The sequence below is a fragment of the Pseudomonas cremoricolorata genome (genome assembly GCF_000759535.1).
Classification (GTDB): Bacteria; Pseudomonadota; Gammaproteobacteria; order Pseudomonadales; family Pseudomonadaceae; genus Aquipseudomonas; species Aquipseudomonas cremoricolorata_A.
Genome location: NZ_CP009455.1, coordinates 1,631,866 through 1,646,220 on the forward strand (window position 1 = coordinate 1,631,866; position 14,355 = coordinate 1,646,220).

A 14,355-nucleotide genomic window follows, 5' to 3' on the forward strand; every position below is an offset into this window, starting at 1 on the left:
GGCGCAATCCTTTCTCACTCTGCCCGGCACTTCACTCACAGGAGAACGAGCATGAGTGCATCCCTGCGTAGCATCGACGGTCAGGACGAAGCCACCATCCTGCGGGAAATCCAGAGTGCCCTGCGCGACCTGCGCTTCGGCGCGGTGGAGATCACCGTACACAACGCGCAAGTGGTGCAGATCGAGCGCAAGGAGAAATTCCGCCTGCAACAGCCTTCCAGCAAGTCCAGCTGATCAACACCTACTCCTAGTAGAACAACTGCCAAACGGGAGCTTCACCATGTCCATCCGCCGTTACGCGCTGGCTGCGCTCGCCAGCGCCGTGTTTGCCGGTTCTGCCATCGCCAAGGATTACGAGCTGCTCAACGTTTCCTACGATCCGACCCGCGAGCTGTACCAGCAGTACAACGCCGAATTCATCAAGCATTGGCAGCAGCAGCACCCCGGCGACAAGGTGAAGATCCAGCAATCCCATGGCGGTTCGGGCAAACAGGGCCGGGCGGTGATCGATGGCCTGCGCGCCGACGTGGTGACCCTCGCCCTGGCCGGTGACATCGACGAAATCGCCAAGCTCGGCAAGACCCTGCCGGAGAACTGGCAGACCCGCCTGCCCGATGCCAGCACCCCGTACACCTCGACCATCGTGTTCCTGGTGCGCAAGGGCAACCCGAAGAACATCAAGGACTGGGGCGACTTGGTCAAGAATGATGTCTCGGTGATTACCCCGAACCCGAAAACCTCCGGCGGTGCGCGCTGGAACTTCCTCGCCGCCTGGGCCTATGGTCTGAAGACCGGCGGCAGCGAAGACAAGGCCAAGGCCTACGTGCAGGAGCTGTTCAAGCACGTACCGGTGCTCGACACCGGCGCCCGTGGCTCGACCATCACCTTCGTCAACAACGGTCAGGGCGATGTGTTGCTGGCCTGGGAGAACGAAGCCTTCCTGGCGCTCAAGGAAGACGGTGGCGCCGACAAGTTCGACATCGTCGTGCCGTCGCTGTCGATCCTCGCCGAGCCGCCGGTGGCGGTGGTGGACAAGAACACCGAGCGCAAGGGCAACACCGAGATCGCCACCGAGTACCTCAAGCACCTGTACAGCCCCGAAGGGCAGAAGATCGCCGCAGAAAACTTCTATCGCCCACGTGACGAAAAAGTCGCTGCCGAGTATGCCAAGCAGTTCCCCAAACTGGACCTGGTGACCATCGACAAGGACTTCGGCGGCTGGAAGACTGCACAACCGAAATTCTTCAACGACGGTGGCGTGTTCGACCAGATCTATCAGGCGCAGTAATCGAGCTGCCGGTCCGGCGGCCGGCGCGAACAACCTGAAGAGGTCGAAGGCCAAACCATCAGCACCGGCCCGGGATCGCCCCCGGGCTTCGTGCATTCAACAGGGACTTTTATGTCACGACGTATCTCCCCCGTCATACCCGGCTTCGGGCTGACGCTGGGCTACACCCTGGTGTACCTCAGCCTGATCGTGCTGATACCGCTGGCGGCCATGTTCATTCATGCCTCACAGCTTACCTGGGAACAGTTCTGGACCATCATCAGCGCCCCGCGGGTCATCGCCGCGTTGAAGCTGAGCTTTGGCACCGCGCTGTTCGCCGCCATCATCAACGGCCTGATTGGCACCCTGCTGGCCTGGGTGCTGGTGCGCTACACCTTCCCCGGGCGCAAAGTCATCGACGCGATGATCGACTTGCCGTTCGCCCTGCCCACGGCCGTCGCCGGTATCGCCCTGACGGCGCTGTACGCACCGGGAGGCTGGGTGGGACAGTTCGCCACCGACCTGGGCTTCAAGATTGCCTACACCCCGCTTGGCATCACCCTGGCGTTGACCTTCGTCACCCTGCCGTTCGTGGTGCGCACGGTGCAGCCGGTACTGGCCGACATCCCGCGGGAAGTCGAAGAAGCCGCCGCCTGCCTGGGCGCCAGGCCCTTGCAGGTGTTCCGCCATGTGCTGGCGCCGGCCTTGCTGCCAGCCTGGCTGACCGGCTTCGCCCTGGCCTTCGCCCGTGGTGTGGGCGAGTACGGCTCGGTGATCTTCATTGCCGGCAACATGCCGATGAAGACCGAAATCCTGCCGCTGCTGATCATGGTCAAGCTCGACCAGTACGACTACACCGGCGCTACCGCCATCGGCGTGCTGATGCTGGTGGTTTCCTTCATCCTGCTGCTGCTGATCAACCTGTTGCAGCGGCGTATCGAAACCCCTTGAAGGAGGCCCAGGCTCATGTCTAGTTCAACCCTTGGCGCCACCGCCACTGCCAACGCCGCACGCCGTGGCAGTGCTACCGCGCGACGAGTGCTGATCGTCTCGGCGTGGCTGGTGTTCGCGCTGTTTCTGCTGCTGCCGCTGTTCATCGTCGTGTCCCAGGCATTGAAGAACGGCTTCGGCACCTTCTTCGAAGCGATCTTCGAACCTGACGCACTGGCTGCGCTGCAACTGACTTTGCTCGCCGTGGCCATCTCGGTGCCGCTGAACCTGGTGTTTGGCGTCAGCGCGGCGTGGTGCGTGAGCAAATACGACTTTCCCGGCAAGAGCATTCTGGTAACGCTGATCGACCTGCCGTTTTCGGTCTCGCCGGTGATCGCCGGTCTGGTCTATGTGCTGATGTTCGGCGCCCAGGGCCTGTTCGGCCCCTGGTTGCAGGACCACGACATCCAGATCGTCTTCGCCCTGCCCGGCATCGTGCTGGCGACCATCTTCGTCACCGTACCGTTCGTTGCCCGTGAGCTGATCCCGCTGATGCAGGAGCAGGGCACCCAGGAAGAGGAGGCCGCGCGCCTGCTCGGCGCCAACGGTTGGCAGATGTTCTGGCACGTGACCCTGCCGAACATCAAGTGGGGCCTGATCTACGGCGTGGTGCTGTGTACCGCGCGGGCGATGGGCGAGTTCGGTGCAGTGTCGGTGGTGTCCGGGCACATCCGTGGCGTGACCAACACCTTGCCGCTGCACGTCGAGATTCTCTACAACGAGTACAACCATGTCGCGGCCTTCAGCGTGGCCAGCTTGCTGCTGATCCTGGCGCTGTTCATCCTGCTGCTCAAGCAGTGGAGCGAATCCCGCATTAACCGCCTGCGCCACAACGCAGCGGAGGACTAATTCATGTCGATCGAAGTTCGTAACGTCAGCAAGCGCTTCAATACCTTCCAGGCCCTCGACGCCATCAACCTGGATATCCATAGCGGCGAGCTGGTGGCGCTGCTCGGTCCGTCTGGCTGCGGCAAGACCACCCTGCTACGTATCATCGCCGGCCTGGAAACCCCGGATCAGGGCAGCATCGTCTTCCATGGCGAAGATGTCTCCGGCCACGACGTGCGTGATCGCAACGTCGGCTTCGTGTTCCAGCACTACGCGCTGTTCCGCCACATGAGCGTGTTCGACAACGTCGCCTTCGGCCTGCGCATGAAGCCCAAGGGCGAGCGCCCGAGCGAGAGCAAGATCGCCGAAAAAGTCCATGAGCTGCTCAACATGGTCCAGCTCGACTGGCTCGCCGACCGCTACCCCGAGCAGTTGTCCGGCGGCCAGCGCCAGCGTATCGCCCTGGCCCGTGCCCTGGCGGTGGAGCCCAAGGTGCTGCTGCTCGATGAACCGTTCGGGGCGCTGGATGCCAAGGTGCGCAAGGAGCTGCGCCGCTGGCTGGCGCGCCTGCACGAAGACATCAACCTGACTTCGGTATTCGTCACCCACGACCAGGAAGAAGCGATGGAAGTGGCTGATCGCATCGTGGTGATGAACAAGGGCGTGATCGAGCAGATCGGCTCGCCGGGCGAGGTGTACGAAAAACCGGCCAACGATTTCGTCTACCACTTCCTCGGCGACTCCAACCGCTTCGCCATCAGCGAAGGCCAGCATGTGCTGTTCCGTCCCCATGAAGTGTCGCTGTCGCGCCATGAAACCGAGGGGCATCATGCCGCTGAGGTTCGTGACATCCGGCCACTGGGCGCAACCACCCGGGTCACTCTCAAGGTGGAAGGGCAGAGCGATCTGATCGAAGTCGAAGTGGTCAAGGACCACGACAGCCTGACCGGCCTGACTCGCGGCGAGACGCTGTTCTTCCGCCCCAAGGTCTGGCAGAACGCCGGCGACGCCTGAGCTACGCTAGCGCCCCGGGGCCGCGTGCCGGCCCCGGCGGCACGTGTTCATTGCCGAACAAGGATTTCCCGCCGCCGCTGCAATCTGCTTCACTGGCAGGCAACCTCGGCAAGGACGACCGCCTCGATGAGCATCTCTGTGCAACGCAGCCAGTTCAACCATTCCTACCCGATCCTCACCCGCCCCCACGACAACGACCTGCACGGGCATGTCTCGGGCGCGACCGTGCACGGCTATTTCGAAGCGGCGCTGCAGGCGTTGCTGCTGCAGGAAGCCGGGCTCGACCTGCGCGACGGCGAGGTCACCGGGTTCGTGGTCAGTTCCGCGGCGGACTTCTTCGCCTTGCCCAGTTTCCCCGATGCCTTGGAAGTGACGGTGGCCGTTACCCGCCTTGCCGGTAGCACGGTGGAATACCGGTTGGGGCTGTTCCGTCCAGGCGAGGCCGAGGCGTGTGCCTTGGGGCGGGTGGTGCAGGTGTTCGTCGAACGCGCCAGCGGCCGCCCAGTGGCGGTGCCCGACGCGTTGCAGAAGGTGTTGGCAGGGTTGCAGCTGGGTGAGGCGGTTGGGGAGGGGTAGCAAGGCCGGTGGCACTGTGCCGCTCCTTCCAGGTCGTGGATTTCCCCTGTAGGAGCGGCTTGAGCCGCGAAAAACGTTCAGGCAACAGAGACTCAGGCTAGCGAAGGCCGGCCAACCGCCTCAACGGTGGTGACGATGATGACGCGGGCCGGGGTGCTTGCGGTGGCCGTAGTGACGGCCACGGTCGTAATGCCGGCGATCATCGTAGCCGCGGCGGGCGCGATGGTCGTCGCGGTCGGCTTCGTTGCCCATGTAGTTGCCCAGCGCACCACCTGCACCACCACCTGCGGCTGCGCCGATCAGGCTGCCGGTGTTGCCGCCGACCTGGCGACCGATGACGTTACCGCCGGCAGCACCCAAGCCGCCACCAATGGCCGCTTCGCCGCGCTGGCGCTTGTCGGCGCCGACTGCGCTACCGGCTGCGCCGCCCAGGCCTGCGCCGATGGCCGAGCCGGTGCTGCCGCCCATGGACTGACCGACCACGGAGCCGAGTACCCCACCGAGCGCGCCGCCAATGCCGGCTTCGGTGTTGCCACCTGCCATTGCAGCGCCGCTGAGCAGACCCAGGGACAACAACAGAATGGAGGAATACTTCTTCATCGATAACGCCTCATAGGGATGACGAGGGCGAATGTGCCGCCCGCAGGCCGGGCTGGCAACGCAAATCCGACGAATAGCACGCAAGCTAACGATTTATCTAAGCTGTTGTTTTAGCTATGAAACTTTGTTCGAAAAGTGAGGTCATAGGTTACTTGAGAAAAAGCCCCGGCCATTGCGGTCGGGGCTTTTTCGTTGTTGCGGGGTGCAAGGTGTGCGCTCACTTTGATGACTCGACTTGTATCTCTCCAGCTAGCGTCCCGGCGACATCAAGCAGCGTCTCCTCGAGCCGTTTGGCGGGGATCTGCGCAGACTTCTGATGGTCCATCCCACTGCCTGGCAGGGTGACCTTGATGATGCGGGCCGAGAAGTATTTGTCGAACGGCTCCAACTCCGAATATTCATCGGGTGCAAGCGACAGGGCCGTGAGTCGCCCGATCAGGCCGCAAATCCAGTCAGCGCATTGAATGGTTTGGAACAAGTGGCTCTCGGCCTGAATGGGCGGTTCAATGAGAGTTCTGCACTTCTCCGACGCGTCCTCGAACATGGCCAGGGTGCAAACTTCGACATCGGTCTCCCGCCACTGATTACCGGCGCGTTGCTCATCGAGCATCAGCATGAACGTTGATTCGTTCTGCGCGCAGAACCTATCTATCTTGCGCACAGATTGCAAAAGCTGTCGCTTGAATGTCTCGGTTGAGTTGTGCGCCTTCGGATCGGTCGTCTTGTGCTCACCGGTGTAAAACACGTATCCGCCGATTTTTTCGATGTGGTTGAGAAGTCGAAAGGTGGTGCGACGCAGCTGCTCGTACTTGGTGACGTTTCGCAGTGCGTACAACTGAGAGCCTTTCTTCTCCCGCTGTTAAGCCGGAAGGTTTTTTGGATTGTCGTTGGCCAGGTCATGCGCCAACAGCTGACACTTGGCCTTGTAAAAATAGATCGCAAACTCTCGGATTTCAGATGCGGGCAAAACCAGGCCTGCAAATCCGAACGCCGGATGCGTTTTGTAGTTTGGATGGTTGCGAGAGACGTACTGGCCGACATGCCCGAATTCGTCCAGGTATGCGACGTAGTGTGTCATTGCTACCGGATTCCTTGCCCCAGAAACACGAAAACCCGCTGCTTTCGCAGGCGGGTCTCGGAAGGTAGGCACGAAAGCGAGCTCTCATGCGTTGAGGTCGATCATACGCCGGCTGACACTTATGTCAACGTGCCCCCACGGCTCAACCGAAGTCTTAACGATTCAGCATGTAACTGGATAACACGCGGCGCTTTCCTGAGTAGAAGTATCCGCAGGCCACTCTGAATGCCCAGAGGGGGGTGTGATATAGGTCTGTCATATGGCTGGATCAAACAATCCGGCCATTGTCCCGCGCTCGCTCCAGCTTGATCGCCACGAACTTCGACGTCGGCGTGTGGCTGCCATCGCCGACGCTTTCCAGAGGTACCAGTGGGTTGACTTCCGGGTAGTAGGCTGCGGCTTGCCCGGCTGGCATGTCGAAGGCCAGCAAGGTGAAGCCGTGTACGCGGCGCACGTGGTCATCGCCCCACAGCGAAACGATGTCGACCTTCTGCCCCGGCTGGAAGCCCAGACGCATGATGTCGGCTTCGTTGACGAACAGTACGTCACGCTGGCCGCGCACGCCGCGGTAGCGGTCGTCCATGCCATAGATGGTGGTGTTGTACTGGTCGTGCGAGCGCATCGACTGCATGACCAGGTCAGGCGTCTGGCCGCTGGCCAGCACCCGTGGATCGATCAGGCTGTCGGGCAGCAGGTTGGCCTTGAAGTTGGCGCGCTTGCTGGGCGTGGCCCATTGCCGTTGTGCGGCGCTGTTGCCCAGGTAGAAGCCGCCTGGATTTTGCAGCCGCTCGTTGAAGTCGGTGAAGCCGGGGATGGTGTCGGCGATCAACTCGCGGATGCGGCCGTAGTCGGCCACTGTCCAGTGCCAGTCGATCGGCGCCTTGCCCAGGGTGGCGGCGGCGATACCGGCGATGACCGCCGGCTCCGAGCGCATCTGCTTGGACAGCGCCTTGAGCTGGCCGTTAGAGGCGTGGACCATGCTGAACGAGTCTTCCACGGTCACCGCCTGCGGCCCTTCGACCTGCAAGTCGATGTCGGTGCGACCCAGGCACGGCAGAATCAGCGCCTGCTTGCCGTGAATCAGGTGGCTGCGGTTGAGCTTGGTGCTGATCTGCACGGTCAGGTCGCAGTTGCGCAGGGCCTGGGCGGTGCGCTCGGTGTCCGGAGTGGCCTGGGCGAAGTTGCCGCCCAGGGCGATGAACACCTTCGAGCGGCCTTCGAGCATGGCATGGATCGCCTCGACCACGTTGTGGCCGCTGTGGCGAGGCACCGGGAAGCCGAACCGGCGCTCGATGGCATCGAGCAAGGCCACCGGTGGGCGCTCGTTGATGCCCATGGTGCGGTCGCCCTGCACGTTACTGTGGCCACGCACCGGGCACAGGCCGGCGCCGGGTACGCCCAGGTTGCCGCGCAGCATCTGCAGGTTGGCGATTTCCTGGATGGTCTGCACCGAGTGACGGTGCTGGGTGATACCCATGGCCCAGCACATGATCACCCGCTTGCCACGGCAGTACATGCGCGCGGCCAGCTCGATGTCTTCCAGGCTCAGGCCGGACTGCGCCTGGATTTGCTCCCAGGGGGTGGCCTCGACCACCGCCAGGTAATCGTCGACGCCATGGCCGTGTTCTGCGATGAAGGCGTGGTCGAACACCGCCGGTTCGCCCTTGGCCTGGGCTTCGCGTTCCCACTGCAGGGTGAACTTGGCCATGCCGCGCAGCAACGCCATGTCGCCGCCCAGGGCCGGGCGGAAGAACGCGGTGTTCGTCGGCTTGTCGCTGTTGGTGAGCATCTCGAGCATGTGCTGCGGATGCTGGAAGCGTTCCAGGCCACGCTCCTTGAGTGGGTTGATGCACACCACCTGGGCGCCGCGCTTCACCGCATCGCGCAGCGGGTCGAGCATGCGTGGGTGGTTGGTGCCGGGGTTCTGGCCCCAGACGAAGATCGCATCGGCATGCTCGAAGTCGTCATAGGTGACGGTGCCCTTGCCGACCCCAACGCTCTGCCCGAGGGCCACGCCGCTGGCTTCGTGGCACATGTTCGAACAGTCGGGGAAGTTGTTGGTGCCGTAGGCGCGCACGAACAGCTGGTACAGGTACGCCGCTTCGTTGCTGGCCCGACCGGAGGTGTAGAACTCGGCCTGGTCAGGGCTGCTCAGGCCATTGAGGTGCTGGGCGATGAGGGCGAAGGCGCTGTCCCAGTCGATGGGCTTGTAGCGGTCGCTGGCCGGGTCATAGACCACCGGCTCGGTCAGCCGGCCCTGGTACTCCAGCCAGTAGTCGCTTTGCTCGAGCAGCGCGCTGACGCTGTAGCGGGCGAAGAAGGCCGGGTCGACGCGGCGCTTGGTGGCTTCCCAGTTGACCGCCTTGGCGCCGTTCTCGCAGAACTTGACCATGCCGCTTTCCGGCGAGTCGCCCCAGGCGCAGCCCGGGCAGTCGAAGCCGCCGTTCTGATTGGTCTTGAGCATGGCACGCAGGTTCTTCAGCGCGTTGTCGCTGCCGACCCAGGCCTTGGCCACGCTGATCAGCGCGCCCCAGCCACCGGCCGGGCCAGGGTAGGGCTTGTAGCGCGGGCTGGAGGCTGGCGCGTTGTCGGGGATCTTCTGATGCGAGCTCACGGCTTGATTACTCCATCGCGGGGCTGTAGACCCGCGGTGCACTGTGTTTGGGCAAATGAATGAGGTTGAGCTGATGCTTGCGCGCCCATTGCAAGGCAAGGCCAGTGGGCGCCGACAGGCTGACCAGGGTCTGGATACCGGCGCGCAGCACCTTCTGGATCAGCTCCAGGCTGCAGCGGCTGGTGACGATTGCCAGTCCGCCGTGGGTGTCGATGCGCTCGCGCAGCAGGGCGCCGATCAGCTTGTCGAGGGCGTTGTGCCGGCCGATGTCTTCGCGGCCCAGGCGCAATTGACCCTGGTTGTCCATGAACAGCGCGGCGTGCACTGCACCGCAGTGCTGGCCGAGCGGCTGGAAGGCATCGATGCGCCGGCGCAGGTCGTGCAGCCAATGCACCGGCGGCAGCGGCGCGCCGGGCAGTACTTTGAGGTCCGGCAGGGCCTGTTCCAGGGCTTCGACCCCACACAGGCCGCAGCCGCTGGTGCCGGCCAGTTGCCGGCGCTGATCCTTCATGTTCCAGAAGGCGCGGCTGGAAATCTCCACATCGGCGTACAGCGCCGAGCCGCTGCCCGAGAGCCTGATGTCGTAGACGTCGTCGGTGCTGCTGACCAGGCCGCTGCCGATGCTGAAGCCGACCACGAAGTCTTCCAGGTCGGTGGGGCTGACCAGCATCACTGCCTGGTTCAGGCCGTTGTAGGCGATCGCCAGGGCCACTTCTTCGGCCAACGGCGTGCAAGCGCGTTCGCCGTCGTCGAGCTGGACGTAATCGTAGGTGTTGCTGGCGGCAGGCAGGGTCAGGGTCGAGGATGCCGCGCAGACCGGAGGTTTGCTGTTCATCAGGCGGAATACCGGGCGGCTTTATACGCCTACAAGCCTAGGCCTGTGCCTGGGGCGCGTCTAATCGCTTGATTTGATATGCCGATAGACCGCGTCGATCAGTCGCACCTAGAGCAGCTTGCTCAACGCCTGAAGCTGCTCTACCCGCTCGCTCTGGTTGAGCCGAGCGCTGGGGTTGAGGCTCGACCATTGCGGATGCGCACGGGCCTTGTGCAAGGCGTGCGGCAGCTTGCCTTCGCGCCAGGTGCGTTCCTCCGGCGGCGCCAGCTGGATGCTGCCCATGGCCGCGTGACCGCGACGCTCCAGGGCCAGTAGCAACTGCTGTTGACGCAGCGCCAGCAGGCGCAGCACGGCATCGTCGACGGTCAGCTCGCGCTGGCCCTTGAACTTGCCCAGCAGCCGCGCGCCGTAGCTGCGCGCGGTCTGCAACGCACCGCCGGCAATCGCTCCGGCCAGCGCTGCGGCACCCAAGGTCAGGCCGCCGACCAGCAAGTCGACCCCGGCGCCAGCTGCCGCACCTGCGGCAACCCCGCCGCCGACGCGCACGCCGAGCTGGCGCAGCGTTTCCGGGTTGAACAGGTCATCGCCCCAGCGGCCATCGAGCAGTGGCAAGTCGTCGCCGGGGGCATCGTTGCGGCGAAAGCCGTACAGCGTGAGCAGCGCTTCGACGCAGCGTTGCTCACGTTGGCGCACCTCGTGGCGCAGGGTCTGCATGGCGCTGGTCGCGACACTGGCTTGGCTGTCGACACTGCGCCGGCAGGCCGCGCAGTCGATCAGCAGATCGGCGATCAGCTGCCGGGCGCTGTCACGCCGGGCCAGGCGTTGCGCCTGTTGATCGGCGAGTAGTCGTTGCAAGGCTGGGCGCGCGTCTTCGAGCAACAGCGCCAGGCTGTCGTACAGGCGCTGCTCGCCATCTTCCGGCGGCGCCACGCTGTCGAAGCGCACCAGCGCGTGCAGGCCCAGACGTGCCAGCGCCTCACGCCATTGCGCCTCGCGGTGGCCGTCGCTGGTGACGAAGTTGAGCACCGGCAACAGCGGCTTGCCGCAGCCGGCCAGCACTTCCAGTTCATCGCGGTATTTGGCCAACACCGGTTCACGGGCGTCGATCACGTACAGGCCGGCATCGCTGCTCATCAGCTGGCGCAGCACCTTGGCTTCCTGCTCGAAGCGCTGGCGTGCCTCGCTGCCTTGCAGAAAGCGTTCGAGCCGCGCCGGGCCGTCGAGGCGTTCGCCGGGGCGCTCCAGGCGTTCCAGATGCTCGAGCAGCGCGATGGCATCTTCCAGCCCCGGCGTGTCGTACAGCTCCAGCAGCGGCTCGCCGTCGACCGACAGCCGCGCACCTTCCACATGCCGGGTGGTGCTGGGCCGGTGCGAGACCTCGCCGAACGCCACATCGCGGGTCAGGGTACGCAGCAGCGAGGTCTTGCCGACATTGGTGTGGCCAACCAGGGCCAGCTTCAGCGGATCAGTCATCACCGTGCTCCAGCCAGGTATGCGGCAGCTCGGCGCTGTAGGCCAGGCCGAGGCGAGTGAGGGCTTCGTGCCAGTCGCCCAGGCGCGCGGCGTCGAGCTGCTCACCCGGCGCTGCCGGCAGCAGCCAGATGCGCGTGGCCCCGGCGTTGCGCGCCAGTTCGCCGAGCAGCGCCAGGCTGCCGCGATCAGGCGAGCGTTGTGGGTCACAGGCGATCAGCAGGCGCGCTGGCGGAAAGCGGCTGAGCTGCTCCAGCAGGCGCTGACGTGAGGCGCGGCTGTCGAGCACGCCGGCGTCGGTCACCGCTTCAGGCAGTGTGGGCGGCCAGGGGCGTTGCTCATCCAGTTCCAGGCCCACCAGCAACGCGCCGCCGCTGACCGATTGCGGCGCCTGAGTCGCGGCTTGCTCGGCCATCGCTGGCGCTGGGTCATGCACGCCCAGGCGCTCGCTAGTGGGCATCAGCACTTGGCGCAACTGTTGATAGGCCGGCTGCTCCAGGTCAGCGCCGAGCTGCTGACGCCCGCGCCGCCAGCGCCACAGGCACAGCGCCGCCAGCAGCAGTCGTGGCAGCACGCCGTACACCAGCACCACCCCCAGCAGCCAGCTGGCCCAGGCCTGGCGGGCGCCGTCGAACAGCGGCTGGGTGGCGCCGCTGGCGCGAATCATCGCCTCGCTGGGCATGCTGAAACCCAGCAGCGCGGGCAGGGCGCCGAGGGCGTGAGTCAGGGCGATGAAGGGTTCTGCGGCGAGCAGCGTGGTCTCCCAGACGAAGCCATAGCGCCGGCCGGCGAGCAGGGTCAGCAACATGCCCAGCGCAGCGAGCATCGCCAGCAGCCACAGGCTGTTGACCAGCAGGCCCAGCAACCAGCGGGTCAGGCGCTGGCGCTGCAACAGCACCAGCAGCGCCGGGGCCAGTTGCGCGGCCTGGGCATCGCGCGCCAGCCGCGCACTGAGCCACAGCCACAGGCGCCCGAGCAACGCGCCATGTTCGCCGCTGAGCCAGCCGCTCAAGGCCCAGCCGCAGAGCATCAGCAGGTTCAGGCCAAGCAGGCTGCCCAGGGCCCAGAACACATTGACCGGGCGCGAACCGTCGCCCAGCGCGGCGAAGGCCAGGCCCGCGCCGCTGAGCACGGCGAGCAGCGCCAGGCCCAGCAGCGCCAGGCGCGCGCCCTGTTTCCAGTGGCCAAGGGCTGCGCGCATGCCGTCGCGCTCGGCCAGCCACAAGGCGCGGCGTTCGATGCGCTGGGCCAGGTCGCCGCCGTGCTGACGGGCCAGGCGGTTGGCCTCCTGGTCGTCCAGCAGGCCGGCATGCTCTTCACGCAAACGCACCGCCTCGGTGAGCCAGCGCACGTCGAATCGGGTCAGTTCAGTCACAGGGCGTTCCACGGCTCGTTCGAGGCTGGGAGCATAACCTAGGGGCTGTTCCCGTTTCATCGCAACCGCGCCGAGGCCTGTTTTTTCGCCCTTTCGAGCTCAAGACTCGAACGCTCCATACGAAAAAACAGGCACGGCCCTTCGGGTTACGCGCCAAATCGCGCCATCCAGCGTTGAAGGACTTGAAAAGGGAATGACCCTTTCCTGCGTCCTTCGCCTCGGCTGGCACGATTTGGCGCGGTAACGCGGTTTGCGCTGAAACGGGAACAGCCCCTAGGCAGGCTTTGCTATCCTCGCCGGCATGACGACCTCACTCCCCCTCAGCCTGATCGCGGCGCTCGCCGAGAACCGCGTGATCGGCATCGACAATTCCATGCCCTGGCACCTGCCGGGGGACTTCAAGTACTTCAAGGCCAGCACCCTGGGCAAGCCGATCATCATGGGTCGCAAGACCTGGGATTCGCTCGGCCGGCCGCTGCCGGGCCGGCTCAATCTGGTAGTCAGCCGCCAGCCGGGCTTGCAACTGCCCGGCGCCGAGGTGTTCGCCTCGCTGGCCCAGGCGCAAATCCGCGCCGAGCAATGGGCGCATGAGCATGGCGTGGCAGAGGTGATGCTGATCGGCGGCGCGCAGCTCTATACCCAGGCCCTGGAGCAAGGCCTGATCAGTCGCATGTACCTGACCCGCGTCGGGCTGTCGCCCGCGGGCGATGCCTGGTTCCCCGCCTTTGATGAACGCCAGTGGCACCTCACCTCCAGCGCCCCGCAAGCCCCGGAGGGCGATGGACCGGCGTATCACTTCGAGGTGTGGGAGAAACGCTGAGCGTGAGGGTTGGCAGCACTGGAATCTCAATGAACAGCTTCTGAGGTAGATCCCATTCGCTGGCCGCAACGATCGCCAGGCTCTTGTACACCGACCGTCCAGGCGCCACCGATCGCGACTGTAGCCGGCCGGAGCGCAGGTGTTCGAAGGGGCGTGCGCGCAGCGCACCCGAGGCGTAGCCGAGGACGCGAGGTGTGAGGGTTGCGTAGCAACCCTTGCCCGCGGCGCCCCGTAGAGCACCGGAGCGCAGGGGACCCGGAACGGAGCGAAGCGCAGTGCAGGGCCGGATAGTGGAGCACGGCGGTTTTGCATCCTTTTGCCGCGACAAAAGGATGTCGCCGCCAGGCGAAACCGGGCCGTGAAGTAAACCCAGCATTCACAGGATATACCCCAGCCCAGCCGACCCAACCCATCAATCCACCCGCGACAAATCCCCCTTCAACGCAACCCCGGCAATCACCGCGCCAGCGTGGCATTCGTAGGTCTTGGCATCCTTGCGCTCATTCTTCTTGTAGAAGCTGACGATGTTGGTCACGGCGTTGGCGTTGGCCTGGCGGGCGGCGTCCTGCAGGGTCAGCAGTGCCGATTGCAGGGCCCATTCACAGGCGGCTTCGTCGGTCTTGTTGAAGGCATTGGTCTTCTTGTTGGTGACCGAGCCTGCCCGCACCAGCGTGGTCTTGCCGCGTGGCTGTACGCCGGCCAGGTAGAACTTCACCGAGCCGTCGAGTTTCTTTTCCGCCAGCATTTGCTGGACCACTTTGTCGAACGGCAGGAACAGTGCGGTATCACGGGCCTGGCTGATACCCGGCAGGGCGCAGAGCAGCAGGGCGGCGGAGGCGGTGAGTGTTTTCAGTCGCATGGAATCGATCCTTGAGTGGGTTGGACTTG

15 protein-coding genes are annotated in these 14,355 nt (G+C 64.6%); 7 read left to right on the forward strand and 8 right to left on the reverse strand.

From position 1 onward, the window contains the following. The first annotated feature begins 51 nt into the window (after positions 1–51). The 6 genes from oscA to LK03_RS07035 all read left to right on the forward strand — a co-directional run bounded on the left by oscA (position 52) and on the right by LK03_RS07035 (position 4,675). Complete coding sequence (gene oscA / locus LK03_RS07010; RefSeq protein ID WP_028695650.1) at positions 52–234, forward strand: sulfur starvation response protein OscA; 183 nt, start codon at positions 52–54, stop codon at positions 232–234. A gap of 46 nt (positions 235–280) precedes the next feature. Then, entirely contained in the window at positions 281–1,288 is a 1,008-nt protein-coding gene (locus tag LK03_RS07015; protein WP_038411675.1) for a sulfate ABC transporter substrate-binding protein, read from the forward strand. A gap of 111 nt (positions 1,289–1,399) precedes the next feature. Continuing rightward, positions 1,400–2,218 (forward strand): sulfate ABC transporter permease subunit CysT, encoded by an 819-nt coding sequence (cysT, locus tag LK03_RS07020; protein ID WP_038411676.1) that lies wholly within the window; start codon positions 1,400–1,402, stop codon positions 2,216–2,218. A 15-nt stretch (positions 2,219–2,233) separates the two neighbouring features. Next, the gene (cysW, locus tag LK03_RS07025; RefSeq protein ID WP_038411677.1) at positions 2,234–3,106 is read left to right on the forward strand and encodes a sulfate ABC transporter permease subunit CysW; all 873 of its coding nucleotides are present in this window, start codon (positions 2,234–2,236) and stop codon (positions 3,104–3,106) included. Positions 3,107–3,109: 3 nt separating this feature from the next. Next, positions 3,110–4,099 (forward strand): sulfate/molybdate ABC transporter ATP-binding protein, encoded by a 990-nt coding sequence (locus LK03_RS07030; RefSeq protein WP_038411678.1) that lies wholly within the window; start codon positions 3,110–3,112, stop codon positions 4,097–4,099. Between the two features lie 126 nt (positions 4,100–4,225). After that, on the forward strand, positions 4,226–4,675 hold the full coding sequence (locus tag LK03_RS07035) for an acyl-CoA thioesterase (protein WP_038411679.1): 450 nt from the start codon (positions 4,226–4,228) through the stop codon (positions 4,673–4,675). Positions 4,676–4,795: 120 nt separating this feature from the next. Here LK03_RS07035 and LK03_RS07040 read toward each other — a convergent pair whose 3' ends face one another. From LK03_RS07040 to LK03_RS07070, 7 genes are all read right to left on the reverse strand, one after another. After that, positions 4,796–5,275 (reverse strand): glycine zipper domain-containing protein, encoded by a 480-nt coding sequence (locus LK03_RS07040; RefSeq protein WP_038411680.1) that lies wholly within the window; start codon positions 5,273–5,275, stop codon positions 4,796–4,798. Positions 5,276–5,492: 217 nt separating this feature from the next. Further along, positions 5,493–6,110 (reverse strand): DUF3800 domain-containing protein, encoded by a 618-nt coding sequence (locus LK03_RS21880; protein ID WP_240478649.1) that lies wholly within the window; start codon positions 6,108–6,110, stop codon positions 5,493–5,495. Positions 6,111–6,134: 24 nt separating this feature from the next. Continuing rightward, positions 6,135–6,353 (reverse strand): DUF3800 domain-containing protein, encoded by a 219-nt coding sequence (locus LK03_RS22490; protein ID WP_038411681.1) that lies wholly within the window; start codon positions 6,351–6,353, stop codon positions 6,135–6,137. A gap of 268 nt (positions 6,354–6,621) precedes the next feature. Beyond that, complete coding sequence (locus LK03_RS07055; protein WP_430962071.1) at positions 6,622–8,949, reverse strand: FdhF/YdeP family oxidoreductase; 2,328 nt, start codon at positions 8,947–8,949, stop codon at positions 6,622–6,624. Positions 8,950–8,974: 25 nt separating this feature from the next. Then, on the reverse strand, positions 8,975–9,802 hold the full coding sequence (fdhD, locus tag LK03_RS07060) for a formate dehydrogenase accessory sulfurtransferase FdhD (RefSeq protein WP_038411683.1): 828 nt from the start codon (positions 9,800–9,802) through the stop codon (positions 8,975–8,977). Between the two features lie 108 nt (positions 9,803–9,910). After that, a complete protein-coding gene (locus LK03_RS07065; protein WP_038411684.1) occupies positions 9,911–11,275 on the reverse strand; it encodes a GTPase/DUF3482 domain-containing protein in 1,365 nt (454 codons plus the stop codon). After that, complete coding sequence (locus LK03_RS07070; protein WP_430962060.1) at positions 11,268–12,659, reverse strand: DUF2868 domain-containing protein; 1,392 nt, start codon at positions 12,657–12,659, stop codon at positions 11,268–11,270. The genes LK03_RS07065 and LK03_RS07070 overlap by 8 nt, the downstream gene beginning before the upstream one ends. A 289-nt stretch (positions 12,660–12,948) precedes the next feature. On the opposite strand from LK03_RS07070, the gene LK03_RS07075 reads away from it, so the two are divergent. Beyond that, positions 12,949–13,467, forward strand: a complete 519-nt coding sequence (locus LK03_RS07075; protein WP_038411686.1) for a dihydrofolate reductase — start codon at positions 12,949–12,951, stop codon at positions 13,465–13,467. A 412-nt stretch (positions 13,468–13,879) separates the two neighbouring features. Here LK03_RS07075 and LK03_RS07080 read toward each other — a convergent pair whose 3' ends face one another. Then, positions 13,880–14,326, reverse strand: coding sequence for a hypothetical protein (locus tag LK03_RS07080; protein ID WP_028695663.1), 447 nt, complete (start codon positions 14,324–14,326; stop codon positions 13,880–13,882). Positions 14,327–14,355 lie beyond the last annotated feature (29 nt).